Source organism: Barnesiella intestinihominis YIT 11860 (assembly GCF_000296465.1).
Lineage (GTDB): Bacteria > Bacteroidota > Bacteroidia > Bacteroidales > Barnesiellaceae > Barnesiella > Barnesiella intestinihominis.
In genome coordinates this window covers 518532-534770 of sequence record NZ_JH815205.1, presented here as the reverse complement: position 1 = coordinate 534770, position 16239 = coordinate 518532, and the positions used below count along the sequence as shown (strand labels likewise).

Here is a 16239-nt window from a genome sequence, read left to right as displayed (position 1 = left end):
AAATATGAAAAGGTTATATTATATATTTGGTTTGTCGGCATTGCTTCTCTCGTCCTGCAACTATTTTGAATATGACAATTATGAAGCTCCGAATTCCGGTTTGGAAGGGACTGTTGTCGACCGTAAGACCAACGAGTCTTTGCAGGCAGAAGCGGCAAATAGCTATAAAGTCGAATATTATGAGTTAAGTTGGGAAGAGGCGGGACACGCCAATACCCAGTCCCGATTCTTTTGGGGGAAAGCCGATGGCACTTTTTTGAATACGAAAATTTTTGCCGGGAAATATCGGATTACTTTGAAAGAAGGCGCATTTTACGCTCCCGAACCGGAAGTCGTGTATTTGAAAGAGAATCGTTTGACCCGATTGGATTATTCCGTTATACCTTATGCTCGTGTGAATATAGATGAAATCACATTGACCGGTAGCAAACAGAATAATTTGGAGATCAAATATACGATTGAAGATACAGAGAAGGAAGTCAATACGGAAGGTTTGGACGAGGGGTTGTATACTTTGAGCGAAGCCCAAGTTTTTATTTCCAGCAAATCTCCTAATGTGGGAGTGAATAATTCGGAAACCAAGTATACGATAAGAGCTAAAAAGGAATTTGAACGTGGCGATTATGAACCCGGAGTACCTTTCCAAGTGGTAGAAAAGAATGTAAGAAATTTGGATCCGGGGAAATATTGGGTGCGTATTGGAGTCCGTACCGCTAATCCTCAAAAACGATATAATTTTAGTACGATAAAAGAAATTGTTGTTCCGGCACAAACTGTTGAAAAATAAAATTATAAAATATGAATGTAAAGTATGCTATAATATTGGCATCTGGTTTGAGCAGCACTGTGGCAGTCATGTCACAGGCTGCTCCTTTAACGAATGGGGATATCGATTCTCCTTCACAGGATGCTATGATTCTGCCTATGGAAGAATCGAAGGTGTCGGTCGTTTATGACCCCAAGACCTCGGTGGTTTTTACAGATGAGGGAATAAAAGGGACAAGCGATGGTTTGACATTGGATTTGGGAGAGATCGATTTCGGTTCGGGGGACTATGATCGTGTTTGGGTCGAGATGGCAAATGTTATGAAACCGACGGAGCAGACCGGATTCGATTTTTATTTAGATGACATGCTTTTGGAACCTAAGACCGATTTTACAATTGCACAGGAACTTCCCCATCTCGATTCTTATGAATCCGATAAACAACCTCAGGAAGGTCTTTTTTTCAAAAATCAGAATGTGCCTTTAAGCCAGATTTCGGTAATTGATGTTAGGGGTGATGACAGTTATGGTAAAATAACGGCGGCCGTTGCTCAGGGCGTGTTGAACCAGAGCAATGCGGAGGTTTACTTGGTGTATGAAGATCATCACCAGACACAGTTCGAAGACGTTTATGGGAAACAGGGGGAAACGTGGAACCTCTTACGGGGAAATTATTCGGAAGAAAAATATGCGGGATTAGCTACGTTGGTCGATAAGTATAAAGATCGTTTTAAAAAGATGGTCCTTTGGGATCCTGATAAGGAATGGACTTGGTGCTTGGCACAAATGATTTGTGCACAGCAAAAAGGGATTCCAGTTACTAAGGAGATAAAGGAATTTTTTAACAATGAACTGGATTGGAATATAGAATGTGAAGACATTTCGAATAATTGGGCCACTAAATTGGAGGCCTATCAGTGGGCTATCGATAACTTGGCCGACGGATGTCATAAGTCTCTGAGCTTTTCTGCCGGTTTGCGTAGTGACTATGTTTCCAATCCGTGGAAGATATATGATTATGCAGCAGCCTCCAAAGGGTTTGTATTTTTTTTAAGCGATTCGGATCCCGATGAGTTTGCCATGATCCAGAAGATTTGTGATAAAATAGACTATCAACCGGGTTCTTCCACAATGGGTTATGGGGCAGGAAAAGACGGGGATGCTCTGAATAATGCAACCAATCCGTATAATGTAGGTTTTATGGTTAGTGATTATTATGCAAACGGAAGTTTTTGGTGCTCGTTCCCGAGGAAAGCTTTCCAACAGCGTAAGGGTCAAGCCATAGAGGCATTGCCCGGCAAAATCTATGTGAGTCTTATATGGAGTGATGGAGATAACGTGCAATTCGACTCCAATCAAATGTACAATATGTTTAAGAATGCTCCGGGTAGGGGAAAGGTTCCGGTAGGTATGACAATGGCTGCATCTTTGCAAGAGTTGAATCCCGTTTTGTTGGAGTATTTTTATAAAAATCTGACTCCCAATGATGAATTAGTCGCCGGTCCCTCTGGATTCCAGTTTATCTATGGCGATAAATACAATGAAAATAATTATGAGAAATGGCTGGAAACCAATCAAAAATGGTTGGAAACAGCCGGCTTCCATACTGCTTGCCTGTGGAATACAACTAATAAAGAACGTTTTGGGAGATATATGCAAACTTGTGGCTTGCAGGGCGTTTTTGATGGTTTTGAAAATAATAAGGAACGTTATGAGGTTGGTAAAGACGGCGAAGGTGTTGTCTGTATTCTACAAGGAGCTCATTGTTGGGAAGAGGGCGATGTGTATAAAGATTTGATAAGTGTAAAACCCAACGGGCAAAAGCCTGTTTTTCGGAATGTTTATCTGATTGCGGCCAGTTACGGCGGAGTAGGAGGATATGAACGGTTGATTCGTGAATTACAGCGTGTCGAAAGTTATTTGCCGAATACATATGAGTTTTTATTGCCCATGGATCTTTGTGCTACGCTAAAAGAGTATATTGAAAAGAATGGAGGAAATGGGCATGAATAAATTCTTTCTGTTTTTACTTCTGTCGTTCCTTGTTGCCGCAAAGCCTGCATATGCCGGGGATATTCGTATTCCGGCCAAAGGAGGAGGCCTTTATCAAGTTGTTATCGTCAATAAGGGTACAGAAGGCGCTAAGTATGATGGAAAGACCGAATCTATAATTAATACGAGTTCGGGAACGAGGATACGTATCAGAGATATTGATTTCGGGGATGCAAGGTATGGTTTGTATAACCGGTTTATGGTGGAATACACGCACCCCGGAGATTGCGAGGACGGCTTCTTTGATATTTATATAGAAGATACGGCGGTCCCTGTGGCATCGATTCCTGTGGAACAGACGAAAGAGGGAGAGTATAAAGAAGCGTCGGCTCCGTTAAGTGTAAACATTACTGGTTCTCATGCCATATATGTCCGGTGGAGAAACCATTCGGCCTGTCTGAAAACGTTCGGGGCAAATGAATTGGTCCCTTTTGCCAGCGTAGAACTGATTCGTACAGGGTCTTTGACGAAGTATGAATTTGGCAAAGGAACTTTGGGAGAACTATCCGGTAAGCATCGTTTGAAAATGGTCTGGCGCGGGAATAGTGCGAACGTGGCTAATGTTTATCTGGATAAGAGTGATGTCGTTTCCGTGATGGATATAGAGGAGGAAAAACTGATTGTCGTTGGCGGTAAATTGGGTTTTAGAATTAATTCTGCGACACCTATAAGTAATGTCGAGGTTTATTCTCCCGAAGGATTGAAAGTGAAAGAATTGAGGCTTTCCGATTGTTCGGCATTCGTATCGGTCGCTCCCGGATTTTACATTGTCAGGATAACAAGAGGGAATGGTGGTGCGGTCGTGAAGAAAATATTAGTAACAGAATGACCAAACAAAAAACAGGATTATGAAACGAGGTATTTTATTTTTGCTATTAACTACTTTTTGGGGTGTCTTTGTGGAAGCCGGGAATAACAAGGAAGTGCCCGTTTCTAATTTGAGAGTTCCGGCCTATCCTTTGGTTACCATCGATCCTTACATTTCGGCGTGGTCACATACCGATAAGCTGTATGAAGATGAAGTTCGGCATTGGACAGGAACAGAACATTCTTTGACAGGCGTTTTAAGGGTCGATGGTAAATGCTATCGGTTCATGGGAAAAGGCGAACAGGCTTTAACTTCAATTTTGAAAGATGCCCGAGACGAGGAATGGACAGCCAGATATACGAATACAATGCCTTATGCCGATTGGTATACAAAAGAGTATAATGATACGGAATGGCAGGAAGGTGCGGGGGCTTTCGGGAGCGCCGATATGCCTCATGTTAAAACCGAGTGGAATCAGGGGGATATTTGGATACGTAGGAAGTTTTCGATCGAAGATAAGAATATCTCGAAGAAACGGTTATATCTCGTTTATTCGCACGATGATGTTTTTGAACTGTATCTGAATGGGCAGATGTTAGTGAGCACGGGATACAAGTGGCGGAATTATGTCGTGCAACCGTTGGATGCAGAACAAGTGAAATCGCTAACCGCAGAAGATAATCTCATTGCAGCCCATTGTCACAATACGAAGGGAGGAGCTTATGTCGATTTCGGCCTATTTACCGATGATGAAATGGAGTCTTTTTTCGGTACGGAAGCCGAACAGACAAAGGTAAGCGTATTACCTACCCAGACCTATTATTCTTTTTATTGTGGTCCTGTCCAATTGGACTTGAAATTTACGAGTCCATTGGTCTTGAATGATTTGGATTTATTGAGTAGCCCGGTTAATTATATTAGTTATGAAGTCCGGTCATTGGATAAATGCGCTCACGATGTGCAGATTTATTTTTCTGCGACTCCCCGATGGGCGGTTAACAGTTTGGATCAAGAAGTAAGTGTAGAAAACTATCGATCTTCCGACATTCATATTCTGAAAACGGGGACATTAGAGCAGAATGTTTTAGGTAAAAGCGGTGATATTATTTGTATCGATTGGGGATACTTTTATCTGGCCGGTAACCTATCTGAATCTTCTGATATGTCTGTGGGAACTCCCCGCTCTATTCAAGAGAGTTTTGCAGGAAAAGGAATACTGCCGGATACAAAAATATCTCGGACATCGGTACGTTTGGATAAGGAAGAAATTCTTTTAGCGTATAGCGAAAATCTGGGCAATGTGAGAGAACGGAAATCCGAAGGATATTTGATGATCGGTTATGACGATATTGCCTCTGTACAATATTTCGGGAAAAACCTGAAAGCGTATTGGAAGAAAAAATATCCGACGATGGACGCCGCATTGGCCGATGCCCGAAAGAATTATAAAAAAAACATGCAGCGATGTGACGAGTGGGATTATAAGGTTATGAAAGACGCTGTTGAAGCCGGAGGACAGCAGTATGCCGAACTTTGTGCAGCCTCTTATCGCCAAGCTATATCGGCTCATAAACTGGTTTGTGGCCCCGCCGGTGAGTTGTTCTTTTTTTCTAAGGAAAATAACAGCAACGGGTCTATCGGTACGGTTGATGTGACATATCCTTCTTGTCCTATTTTTATTCGGTATAATACAGAAATAATGAAAGCTATGCTGGATTTCATTTTCGATTATAGCGAGTCGGGCCGTTGGAAAAAGCCTTTTGCTGCACACGATGTCGGTACATATCCTTTGGCAAATGGGCAAACTTATCAAGGAGATATGCCTGTGGAAGAAACGGGGAATATGTTGATTATGACGACTGCGATCGCTATTGTCGATGGGAATGCAGACTATGCGGCAAAACATTGGGAAATCTTGACGGCTTGGAGCAATTATTTGGCCGAGGCAGGTATGGATCCTGAAAATCAGTTGTGCACCGAAGATTTTGCGGGACATTTGGCGCACAATGCCAATCTTTCGGCCAAAGCCATTATGGCGATTGCCGGTTATGGTCGCTTGGCCGAAATGTTGAATAAGCCGGAGGAGGCCAAGAAATTTACCGAAATGGCTAAAAGAATGGCCATTGAGTGGGAACGGAGAGCCGATGACGGAGACCACTATCGGTTAGCTTTCGATATGCCGGGTACTTGGAGCCAGAAGTATAATTTTGTATGGGATAAAGTTTTGGGCCTTAATATATTGCCAGACCGTATAATGAAAAAGGAAGTCACTTTCTATCTGAAAACCCAGAACAAATACGGGTTGCCTTTGGACAATCGCTTTACATGGGGTAAAACTGACGATACCGTATGGAGTGCCACAATGGCCGACTCGGAAGGTGATTTTCAAGAGTTGATACGACCGATTTGGAAATATGTGAATGAGACTTCTTCGAGAGTCCCTTTGGGCGATTGGTATGAAACATTGAATGCCGACTATATAAACTTTCGGGCGCGTTCGGTGGTCGGAGGTGTCTTTATGAAATCATTGGATTATTATCTTAGAAATAAAAGGAAATAGATTGTGGAAAAGTGGATCAAAAAAATAATGCAATTTGGAGGTTTATTCCTCTTTATGTCCTGCAATCAGCCCGTCGATGTAGTAACGATCGACTTGTCAAGGGAAGAGGCCGAGATACCTCCCTCCTTGTATGGTATCTTTTTTGAAGAGATTACTCATTCTGGAGATGGCGGTTTATATGCAGAAATGATAAGAAATCGTGGCTTTGAAGATGGTACTTTACCTTCCGGCACGGTGTTGAAAGATGGAAAGGCAGTTGCCAAACCTTTGCATTGCTATTCCAATGATTCCATTAACCATTTTAGTATCGCTTGGAACGATTCGCTTTTTATGGAAAGCTGGGAAGTGAAGTGTGTTTCCGATACGAGGCCTCCTTTTTATGAGATAACCGAGGTTAAGCCACTGAATAACGCTACTCCCCATGCCTTATTTATCGATTTGGGTGCGTCCGCATCCGATGTATGGGTTGTGAATGACGGTTACTGGGGAATAGCCGTTACAGAGGGACAAAGGTATAATTTCCAATTTTATCTGTTTACGGAAGAATTGAAGAATACGGTAGTGACGGCGGCCTTGCTGGATTGCGAAGAACAGATAGTTGTTTCTAAGAATTTCCAGATAGAACGTGATGGTTCGTGGAATCATTATGAGGGAGCTTTTACAGTCGACACGACAGCGAATGATCTTCGTTTTGCTTTGCTGTTACCTCATAAAGGGAAAGTATATATCGATTTTGTATCCATGTTTCCCGAGAACACTTTTTGCGGACATAAAAATGGTTTGAGAGAAGATGTTGCCGGGATGCTTCGAGACTTGCGACCCGATTTTGTTCGTTGGCCGGGCGGATGCATAGTCGAAGGGTTAACTATGGATAACCGTATCAAATGGAAAGAAACGATAGGTGATATTGTGAAACGCCCCGGAGAATATAATTTGTGGGGATATCGTAGTACCTATGGATTCGGTTATCATGAATTCTTACAATTTTGTGAAGATATTGATGCCGATGGTCTGTTCGTTTGTAATGCCGGTATGTCTTGCCTGTTTCGGAATGGTGACTATTGGGAAGAAGAGAATCGGATTGATAATTTGATTCAAGATGCTTTGGATGCTGTCGAGTATGCGTTGGGCGATACGACCACCGTTTACGGAAAGAGAAGAGCGGAGAATGGTCATGCAGCCCCTTTCCCTCTCAAATACGTAGAGGTGGGAAACGAAAATGTAGGGCTTCGTTACGTGAAAAACTATAATCGTTTTTATAAAGCCATCAAAGAAAAATATCCTCAGATAGAGGTCGTATGTGCTCTCATGTTCAGCCCTTATATTCAAGAGGCGGAGAAAATAGATATCTTGGATCCCCATTATTATGAGACGGCTGGTTGGTTCTATAATAATGCAGATGTTTATGATAAGTTGCCCGATGATATTCCGTATAAAATCTATGTGGGGGAATATGCGGCTATCGGCAGACCCTCTCTCTATTCGTCTTTGGCAGAGGCTGCTTATCTGACGGGGGTTGAAAGGAATGCGGATAAAGTTCAAATGGTATCTTATGCTCCGTTGATAGAGAATGCGGCTCACGGAAAAGATCATTTGTTAGTGCTGAAAAATGATTCAGTTTATGGCCGTACGAATTACTATGTGTTAAAAATGTTCTCGGAGAATCGCCCTGATGTGAATTTACACACAGATTTAAAACCTGCTTCTCCTGAGCCGGTATTCCGCACAAATGGATTTATCGGATTGGGTACGAATAATACGGAAGCTCAATTTAAAGATTTGAAAGTCATTGTAAATGGCGAAGAAATATATACTTCGGGGTGGAGTGATTTCGTGGATAAATGGACTATAATTCGCGGCGATTGGAAAATGGAAGGAAATCTTTTGTCTCAGAGCCAGAAAGGAATAGATGCTTTGGCTATCCTTGAAGATAGGGAGTTTGATGATTGTACGATTGAGTTGAAGGCCAAAAAAATTTCTGGAACAGAAGGATTCAGAATTGTGTTTGGCGGCACGGATTCGAATAATTATTTTATGGCGGACATAGGAAGCCACACTAATGAGTCTGTTATTTTTCGAGAGGTGAATAATGAAGGTCCTATTTCGTTATTTGATTATCGAAATACGGCATCTATTAAGACTGATCAATGGTATACGGTGAGAATCGAAATCGAGGGTGCTCATTGGAAATGTTTTCTTAACGATGAGCTACAATATGAATATACTTATGCTCCTAAGAAAAAACATTATGTCGTATCGGGTTATGACAGAGAGCGAAAAGAAGTTATTGTTAAATTGGTAAATGCCGAGGCCGGTAACTGGAAAGTCAGGTTACAATTGGATAAGGCGAAAAATCTGGCATCGAAAGGAACTAAAATTGTATTAGGTGCAGACGACAGATTTGATGAAAATAGTTTCAGCGATCCTTTGAAAATTGTTCCGAACGTCACCGAGTTATCGGGAATTAGCAGTGAATTTACTATTGATTGTCAGGCCAATTCGCTGACTGTATTGAGAATACCGTGTGAAAAATAATAGATAACAAAAATAAAACATAGAAAAATGATAAATAGATATTTAAAAATCGTAGCTGTATTATTGTTGATGATATATACGGCTTTTGCCAATGCGGAAATCGGTATTTATGATCTACGTTATACACTCAATACCGACTTGAATACCAAAGAAGGACTCGATGTAGCTTGGGACGATGTTCATGCGGTCTCTACTTTGCAAGGAGTGGTAAACAGGGATGCTCCCCGGTTGTATGTTTACTTTGTAATGGAGGGTAATCACGATATCGATGGTTATTGGTGGAATAAATATCGTCAGAAAGGTGAATGGTTGTATGGACGTGAGACACGGACATACCAGACAATGGAGGATTTATTCACGGTATATGCTCCTTATATAGAGGGGGTAGTCGTTTATGATGGAAACATCGCCTCTACCAGTAATGTGGCATCCTCGGTAGCAGGAATTGAAAATTTGGTGGCTATTCGTTATGATGAAACTCCGGGAAGTTTGTATGATCGTCTTGTATTGCACGGGCCTAAATTGCCGGTAAAAAGATGGTTGTTGAACCCTGATGGCACTTCTATGTTTACCGGTAAGAAAGGGACAAAGATTCCGGGAACGGAACGCTACTCTACCGGATCCTTGAAGAACGATCCTTATGTTTGGTTTATAGAGAAGTATATGAAAACCGGAAAGTGCAATACGGAGTTTGCCGCTTATTACATTGATCAGTATTGGAAGCAGAAACCTTTTGCCACCGTAAGGAATCACCACACTTTGTGCAACCACGATTTTTTTGTAAGTAAAGGAGCCTTTTTCTTCGATTTATCTCCGTGGGGAGATGAACCGGCCACTGATGATCCTACCCAAGCTGTTGGCACTGATTTGAATACACTGAAAGAAATGTTGCTGTTGGCTTATCGGCAAAATAACAATGAAAAGATGTGCTACATAGGAGGTTTTCCTGCGTGGGCTTATAAATACACAATGCATGCTTCTGGTAGCCACGATGATGTGCCTACGGAATGGGAGTTCAGCCGTATCATCAGTGCATACAATGCTTTTAAGGATGCAGATGCTATTGGCTATGGCGCATTGGCGAATGCCTCTTTTTGGCAACATTTCCCTACCAAAAAGCAATATACTCAAAATTGGATTTCTCATAAAGAATTAAGAGAAAGAGGGTTGTTGACGGCTGACGGTAAAGTAAATGTAGATGGCAGGAATTTTATTATTTTTTATGTCGGCGATTATGATGCTTCCGCATGGATATCACAAAGAACACCTTCTATATGGGACGACCCGAACCGTGGAAAATTGCCTCTGATGTGGTGTATCAGTCCCGTATTGGCTGAGCGCGTGCCCCATATTATGCATAACTTCCGCACAACGGCCACTGAAAATGATTATTTCGCTGCGGCCGATAATGGAGCGGGATATATCATGCCTGGTATGTTGCAAGAACCGCGAGAGTCTGGGCTTCCGTCCGGTTTGGAAACATGGGGTAAGCACTGTAAAAAGTATTATAAGAAATGGGGATTGTCGATTACCGGTTTTGTTATTGACGGACATGCCCCGGGATTGAATAAAGAGGGTTTGGACTGTTATGCTTCTTTTAGCCCGAATGGTATTGTGCCTCAGAAGATTGCAACCGCCCTGTTACATGGCAATATGCCTGTAATACGAGCCGATTTGGACATCAATGACGGTGACCCGAAAGTTGCCGCCAAAAGAATCGTGGAACGTGTAAAAGAGCGTTCTGCATTACCGTTCCATTGGTTTCGTAATATTCTGAAACAACCTACTTGGTATTGTGAGGTGATGAATGAGGTGAAAGCGCAAGATGATAGTATTGTATTGTTAGATGCACCTGCATTTTTCGAATTGTTGCGTATCTATTTGAAAGAACATGGTTCGGTGATAGAATAAGAGCTGTTTGAATTTGTCTTAGAGTAATATAGAAAGATTGTATATGTGAGAGATTTTCGTGGCTTCTGCTGTGCCGGACAGATATAGAAAGTGAGATAAAAAGCTATGGGTAAGCAAAAAGCGAGGGCACTTTTCAACCCGTCAATTCTCTGTTTTTTCGACAGAGAGGAAGAATGTTGCCCGACAAAACCTTATACCATTGACTTGTACTTCCCTACTTTATTATATTTGAATCGGTCTATATCTCAAAATATTTCGTATTTTTGTATCCGTGGGATGCAAAAACAGGGGTGTTTGGACATCAAGATGCCGACTTTGTGTTTTTATTCCCTATTATAGTTTAATTGAACTGTAAAATTTATGAGCATATTAAAAGAGGGAAAGCCGGTGGGATTAGCATGCGATCATGCCGGTTATGAGATGAAGCAGATTGTTATGCAGGAACTTGATGTTCGAGGTATCGCATATAAGGATTTTGGGACATATTCGACAGATAGTTGCGACTATCCCGACTTCGCACATCCTTTGGCTTTGGCTGTGGAAGCGGGTGAATGTTATCCGGGTATCGCTATTTGCGGTAGTGGGAATGGTATAAATATGACCCTGAACAAACATCAGGGAATCCGTGCGGCATTGTGTTGGACGACTGAGATTGCAGCATTGGCTCGTCAACATAATGATGCTAACGTGTTAGTTATGCCCGGCCGATTTATTTCGGGAGAACTTTGCCGAGAGATAGTCGACGTATTTTTGAATACCGATTTCGAGGGAGGTCGCCATCAAAGGAGAATCGATAAAATACCTGCTGACCGTTAGTTGGGGAAGAAAGTCTACCATTCGACAATGACCGACACATCGCGAATGTCGCCGGGGATTGGAGGCTTTTCTTTGGTAACGATTAATCGACCTCCTGTTATTTGTGGATAATGAGAACGAAGCGAGTTGATGATTCGCCCTGCAACGTGTTCAAGTAAGCGAGAGGGTATGGCCATTTCGTCAGAAATGATTTTACAGATTTCTGCGTAGTTGAGTGTATCGGTCAGTTCGTCCGTAACGAGAGCTCGGGAGAAGTCCGTATAAAGAGTGGTCTCTATTTTGAAATAGTTCCCTACTTTTTGTTCTTGGGGCAGTACTCCGTGATGGGCGTAGAAGCGCAGGGTCCCAATGTGAATGGAGGTTCTCATACAAATGTGGTTTTATTGAGTCAAATTGTATCTTTTGTTTGGACCATTTTGCGGTATTTTAATGGGGGTATTCCTATTTTTTTATAGAAATTCTTTGAAAAATGAAATTGGTCAAAATAATTTAATTTGAAAGCGATTTCTTTAATTTTTAAATCAGAATCTCTGAGGTATTTACAGGCTCTTTGGATTTTTAGATTAGAAAAATATTCCATAGGTGTTACTCCGGTTTCCGTTCTGAAAAGGGCATTGATTCGAGTTATGGAATAACCACTGAAATCGGCAATATCACTAAGGGTAATTTTTTCTTCTAAATGATCTTTCATGAATTGTATACATTTTTGGATATTGTCGATTTTCCCGATGGTTTTTATTTCCCGAAATGATTTTATATATTTTAGAGAGGCTAAAAAATGCATTAGACAGAAAGATGCGTATTGAAGATTTTCGAGGTCATATATATCGTGTTCGATGTTACGATATATCTCGGCGAATAATATGAGTCGATCTTGGATACGGCTGTTGTCGGCATCTTTTATTTCAATGCTGCGCCCCATGATTGAATTGAAAAAAGGCGCATTTGTTCCTTTAAAATGAAGCCAATATATGCTCCATGATTTCTTATCGCCCGATCCATATGCATGTTTCTCATAGGGTGGTAGTATAATGAATTGGTCTTTGGCTAATGTCATGCGTTCTCCATTGTATTCTACCCAACCAATTCCGTTTTCACAATATATAAATATGTATTGTTCTGCTCCGATAGGTCGTTCTCTATAATGACATTTGGCATTTGGGTAATATCCTATATGAGTGACATACAATTGTTCTGTAACGGGGTTGTTTATTATAGAATCCAATAAATCAGCAGGAATGATAATCTCCCTTTCTCCCGGAAATCCAGATGGAATAAAAGTTTTGATACTCATATTATTAGATATTATATGGCAAATATAAGAATATAATATACATATTTTCAAATATTACATACATTTTTTCCCCTTGCTTTCAAGTTTATATTTGCCATATATTTGTAATATTAAAAAGAATATTCAAAAAGATATGTTTATATCATGGAAAATATCACAAAATATCTTATCAAAAGTACTGTAAAGAAAAGCGAAGTAAAGGCTTGGGAAGAAACCGTTATGTTGCCGACTTATGAGATCGGTAAAGAGGAGAAAAATCCGGTTTTTATAGAAAAGAGAGTTTATCAAGGCAGTTCGGGAGTGGTATATCCCTATCCGGTAGTGGAAAAAATATGTGATGAAAAGAAGGAGAAAGCTTATCGTGCTGTTTTCTTGGAAAACGAATATCTGAAAATAATGATTCTTCCCGAGCTTGGTGGTCGGGTTCAAATGGCGTACGATAAAATTAAACAACGTCATTTCGTATATTATAATCAAGTAATCAAGCCGGCACTCGTGGGGTTGACTGGTCCGTGGATTTCGGGTGGTATCGAATTTAACTGGCCTCAACATCACCGTCCTTCGACATATTTGCCAACGGAATGTACGATAGAGGAATTTCCTGATGGAAGTGTTACGGTGTGGTGTTCTGAGGTGGAACGAATGTTTCGCACAAAAGGAATGGCTGGGTTTACCCTATATCCGGGAAAAGCATATCTTGAAATAAAAGCGAAAGTATATAATCGCACCTCGTTACCGCAAACGTTCTTGTGGTGGGCGAATCCTGCGGTTGTAGTCCATAAGGATTATTATTCGGTGTTTCCGCCCGATGTGAATGCCGTGTTTGACCATGGTAAACGTGCGGTATCGAGTTTCCCTATTGCTACCGGAGTTTACTATAAACAGGATTATTCTTCGGGTGTGGATATTTCGAAGTATAAAAATATTCCGGTTCCTACCTCTTATATGGCAATCAATTCCAAGTATGATTTTGTGGGAGGATACGAGGAAAACGTAGAGGCCGGACTGTTGCATGTGGCCGATCATCATGTCAATGCGGGTAAGAAGCAATGGACATGGGGGTGTGGGGATTTCGGACAGGCATGGGATAGAAACTTGACCGATGAAGATGGCCCTTATATAGAACTTATGACGGGTATGTATTGTGATAATCAGCCCGATTTTACATGGTTGCAACCGTATGAGGAGAAAGAGTGGAAGCAATATTTCATGCCTTACAGTGCTGTCGGTATGGTGAAAAATGCGACAAAAGAGGCGATTGTTACACTAAAAAAGAATGAGGATAAAGGAGAAGTAATCCTCTACACGACAAGTATATATAAAAGTGTGAGAATTCTGGTGACATGCGGTGGAAAAGTCTATTTGGACAGCATTCACGACATGTCTCCTGCCGAACCGGTAAAAGAATCGTTCGCTTTAAATGGTGTCGAATTTGATTCTTTAAAGTTATGCGTATACGATAATAATGGTAAGGTGTTGGTAGAATACGAGGCCGAAAAAAAGGAAATCAAACCTATCCCCGATCCTGCGAAAGCAGCCAAAGATCCCAAAGATATCGCAAGCATAGAACAATTGTATCTGACCGGGTTACATTTGGAACAGTATCGTCATGCTACGTATAATCCTACCGATTACTATATGGAGGCTTTGTCTCGTGAACCGGGTGATGTGCGTTGTAATAATGCCATGGGGTTGTTCTTGATGCGTAGAGGCCAGTTTGCAAAAGCTCAATCTTATTTTGAGGCTGCCATCGCCACATTGATAGAACGCAATCCCAACCCGATTGACGGAGAACCTCATTACAATTTGGGTTGGAGTCTTAAAATGCAAGGTAAGTTTGACGAAGCTTATGATGCTTTTTTTAAAGCGACTTGGGGTGCTGCCCAACAAGATTCCGCATATTACGCTCTTGCCCAAATTGATTGTATTAGAAATGATTTCGAGAAAGCTCTCGAACATATCGATCGTTCATTGGTGCGTAACTGGCACAATCATAAAGCACGTCAGTTGAAAGCAAGTATTCTTCGCAAATTGGGTAAAAAAGAAGCTGCGGCTACGCTCATAGCAGAGTCTCTCTCGATAGATAAGTTTAATATGGGATGCCGATTCGAGCTTTATTTGCTTGGTGGGGAATCTGCGCAACAAGCTCTCGACGAGATGATGGCTTTGATGAACGAGACGACATCGGTACATTCTTATATCGAGTATGCGTTGGATTTTGCCAATGCCGGACTTTATGCGGAAGCTGAGCGACTTCTCCTTTTGTGGGTAAACAAAAACGATGGAATAGTATATCCGATGGTTTATTATGCACTTGGTTACTTTGCATCGAAATCGGACGATGTGCTTAAAGCTATCGATTATTACAAGAAAGCGTCTCAGATGGCTCCCGACTATTGTTTCCCTAATAAATTGGAAGAAGTTCTTATGCTGCAAGATGCAAATAGATTGCAACCGAATGATTCCAAAGCATGGTATTATCTTGGAAACTTTTGGTATGGAGCTCGTCAGCACGATGAAGCTATCGCTTGTTGGGAACGTTCGGTAGAACTTGACGATCAATTCCCTACTGTTTTGCGTAATCTTGCATTGGGATATTACAACAAACGCAACAGGAAAGAAGATGCGTTGGCTTGTCTTGAAAAAGCGTTTGCTCTCGATACGAACGACGATCGCATTTTGATGGAATTGGATCAACTCTATAAGAAGTTGCGTCGTCCGCATAAAGAACGTTTGGCATTCCTTGAAAAGCATCTCGATTTGGTGGAGAGACGCGACGACCTTAGTGTAGAGCGTGTTACCTTATATAATCAATTGGGCGAGTATGAAAAAGCCAAATCTTTGATTGCTTCGAGAAAATTCCATCCGTGGGAAGGCGGAGAGGGTAAGATTTCTGGACAGTATATAATCTGCCGCATTGAATTGGCGAAAAAGGCAATTGCCGAAAAACGTTATCAAGATGCTATCGATTTACTTAGAGAGACAGAATACTATCCTTTCAATCTTGGAGAAGGAAAACTCGCGGGGGCCGAAGAAAACGATATACATTATTTTATGGGTTGTGCCTATGAAGGATTGGGTGATAAGGAAAATGCCGAACTTTATTTTAGAAAGGCTACGGTCGGTTCAGCCGAACCTGCGATTGCATTCTTCTATAACGACCAACAACCTGACAAGATATATTATCAAGGACTTGCTTGGCGTAAGTTGGGAGACGAAAAGAAAGCTCGAAGCCGTTTCAATAAGCTTATCAATCATGGGGAACAGCATCTCTTCGACCATGTGAAAATCGATTACTTTGCTGTTTCTCTACCCGATTTGTTGATTTGGGAGGACGATCTCAATCTGCGCAACCAGATACATTGTAATTTGGTGATGGGGCTTGGATATTTGGGCTTGAACGATAGAAAGACAGCAGAAAGATTTCTCGGAAAAGTGAGAGAGCTCGATATCAACCATCAAGGATTGAATGTGCTGTGAAAGAAACTGACTCTTAAA

At 41.4% G+C, this 16239-nt stretch carries 10 protein-coding genes; 8 read left to right on the top strand and 2 right to left on the bottom strand.

Annotated elements, in window-relative coordinates; translation table 11 throughout:
- Window positions 1–4 precede the first annotated feature (4 nt).
- The 7 genes from HMPREF9448_RS11190 to rpiB all read left to right on the top strand — a co-directional run bounded on the left by HMPREF9448_RS11190 (window position 5) and on the right by rpiB (window position 11447).
- Window positions 5–787, top strand: coding sequence for a DUF3823 domain-containing protein (locus HMPREF9448_RS11190; protein ID WP_008862684.1), 783 nt, complete (start codon window positions 5–7; stop codon window positions 785–787).
- An 11-nt stretch (window positions 788–798) separates the two neighbouring features.
- Window positions 799–2778, top strand: coding sequence for a GxGYxYP domain-containing protein (locus tag HMPREF9448_RS11185; protein WP_008862683.1), 1980 nt, complete (start codon window positions 799–801; stop codon window positions 2776–2778).
- A complete protein-coding gene (locus tag HMPREF9448_RS11180) occupies window positions 2765–3646 on the top strand; it encodes a T9SS type A sorting domain-containing protein (RefSeq protein ID WP_008862682.1) in 882 nt (293 codons plus the stop codon). Before HMPREF9448_RS11185 ends, HMPREF9448_RS11180 begins: the two co-directional genes overlap by 14 nt.
- Before the next feature lie 19 nt (window positions 3647–3665).
- Window positions 3666–6185, top strand: coding sequence for a glutaminase family protein (locus tag HMPREF9448_RS11175; RefSeq protein WP_008862681.1), 2520 nt, complete (start codon window positions 3666–3668; stop codon window positions 6183–6185).
- A gap of 54 nt (window positions 6186–6239) precedes the next feature.
- On the top strand, window positions 6240–8720 hold the full coding sequence (locus tag HMPREF9448_RS11170; protein WP_229033613.1) for an alpha-L-arabinofuranosidase C-terminal domain-containing protein: 2481 nt from the start codon (window positions 6240–6242) through the stop codon (window positions 8718–8720).
- Window positions 8721–8747: 27 nt separating this feature from the next.
- Complete coding sequence (locus HMPREF9448_RS11165; protein WP_008862679.1) at window positions 8748–10631, top strand: GxGYxYP domain-containing protein; 1884 nt, start codon at window positions 8748–8750, stop codon at window positions 10629–10631.
- 360 nt (window positions 10632–10991) lie between these two features.
- A complete protein-coding gene (gene rpiB / locus HMPREF9448_RS11160; RefSeq protein ID WP_008862677.1) occupies window positions 10992–11447 on the top strand; it encodes a ribose 5-phosphate isomerase B in 456 nt (151 codons plus the stop codon).
- Between the two features lie 14 nt (window positions 11448–11461).
- Here the strand turns inward: rpiB and folB are convergent, their stop codons facing one another.
- Window positions 11462–11815, bottom strand: a complete 354-nt coding sequence (gene folB, locus HMPREF9448_RS11155) for a dihydroneopterin aldolase (protein WP_008862676.1) — start codon at window positions 11813–11815, stop codon at window positions 11462–11464.
- A 20-nt stretch (window positions 11816–11835) separates the two neighbouring features.
- Window positions 11836–12792, bottom strand: coding sequence for an AraC family transcriptional regulator (locus tag HMPREF9448_RS11150; RefSeq protein WP_232297247.1), 957 nt, complete (start codon window positions 12790–12792; stop codon window positions 11836–11838).
- Between the two features lie 93 nt (window positions 12793–12885).
- On the opposite strand from HMPREF9448_RS11150, the gene HMPREF9448_RS11145 reads away from it, so the two are divergent.
- Window positions 12886–16221 carry a DUF5107 domain-containing protein gene (locus HMPREF9448_RS11145; protein WP_008862674.1) on the top strand — a complete coding sequence of 1112 codons (3336 nt, stop codon included), beginning with the start codon at window positions 12886–12888 and terminating at the stop codon, window positions 16219–16221.
- The last annotated feature ends 18 nt before the right edge of the window (window positions 16222–16239 follow it).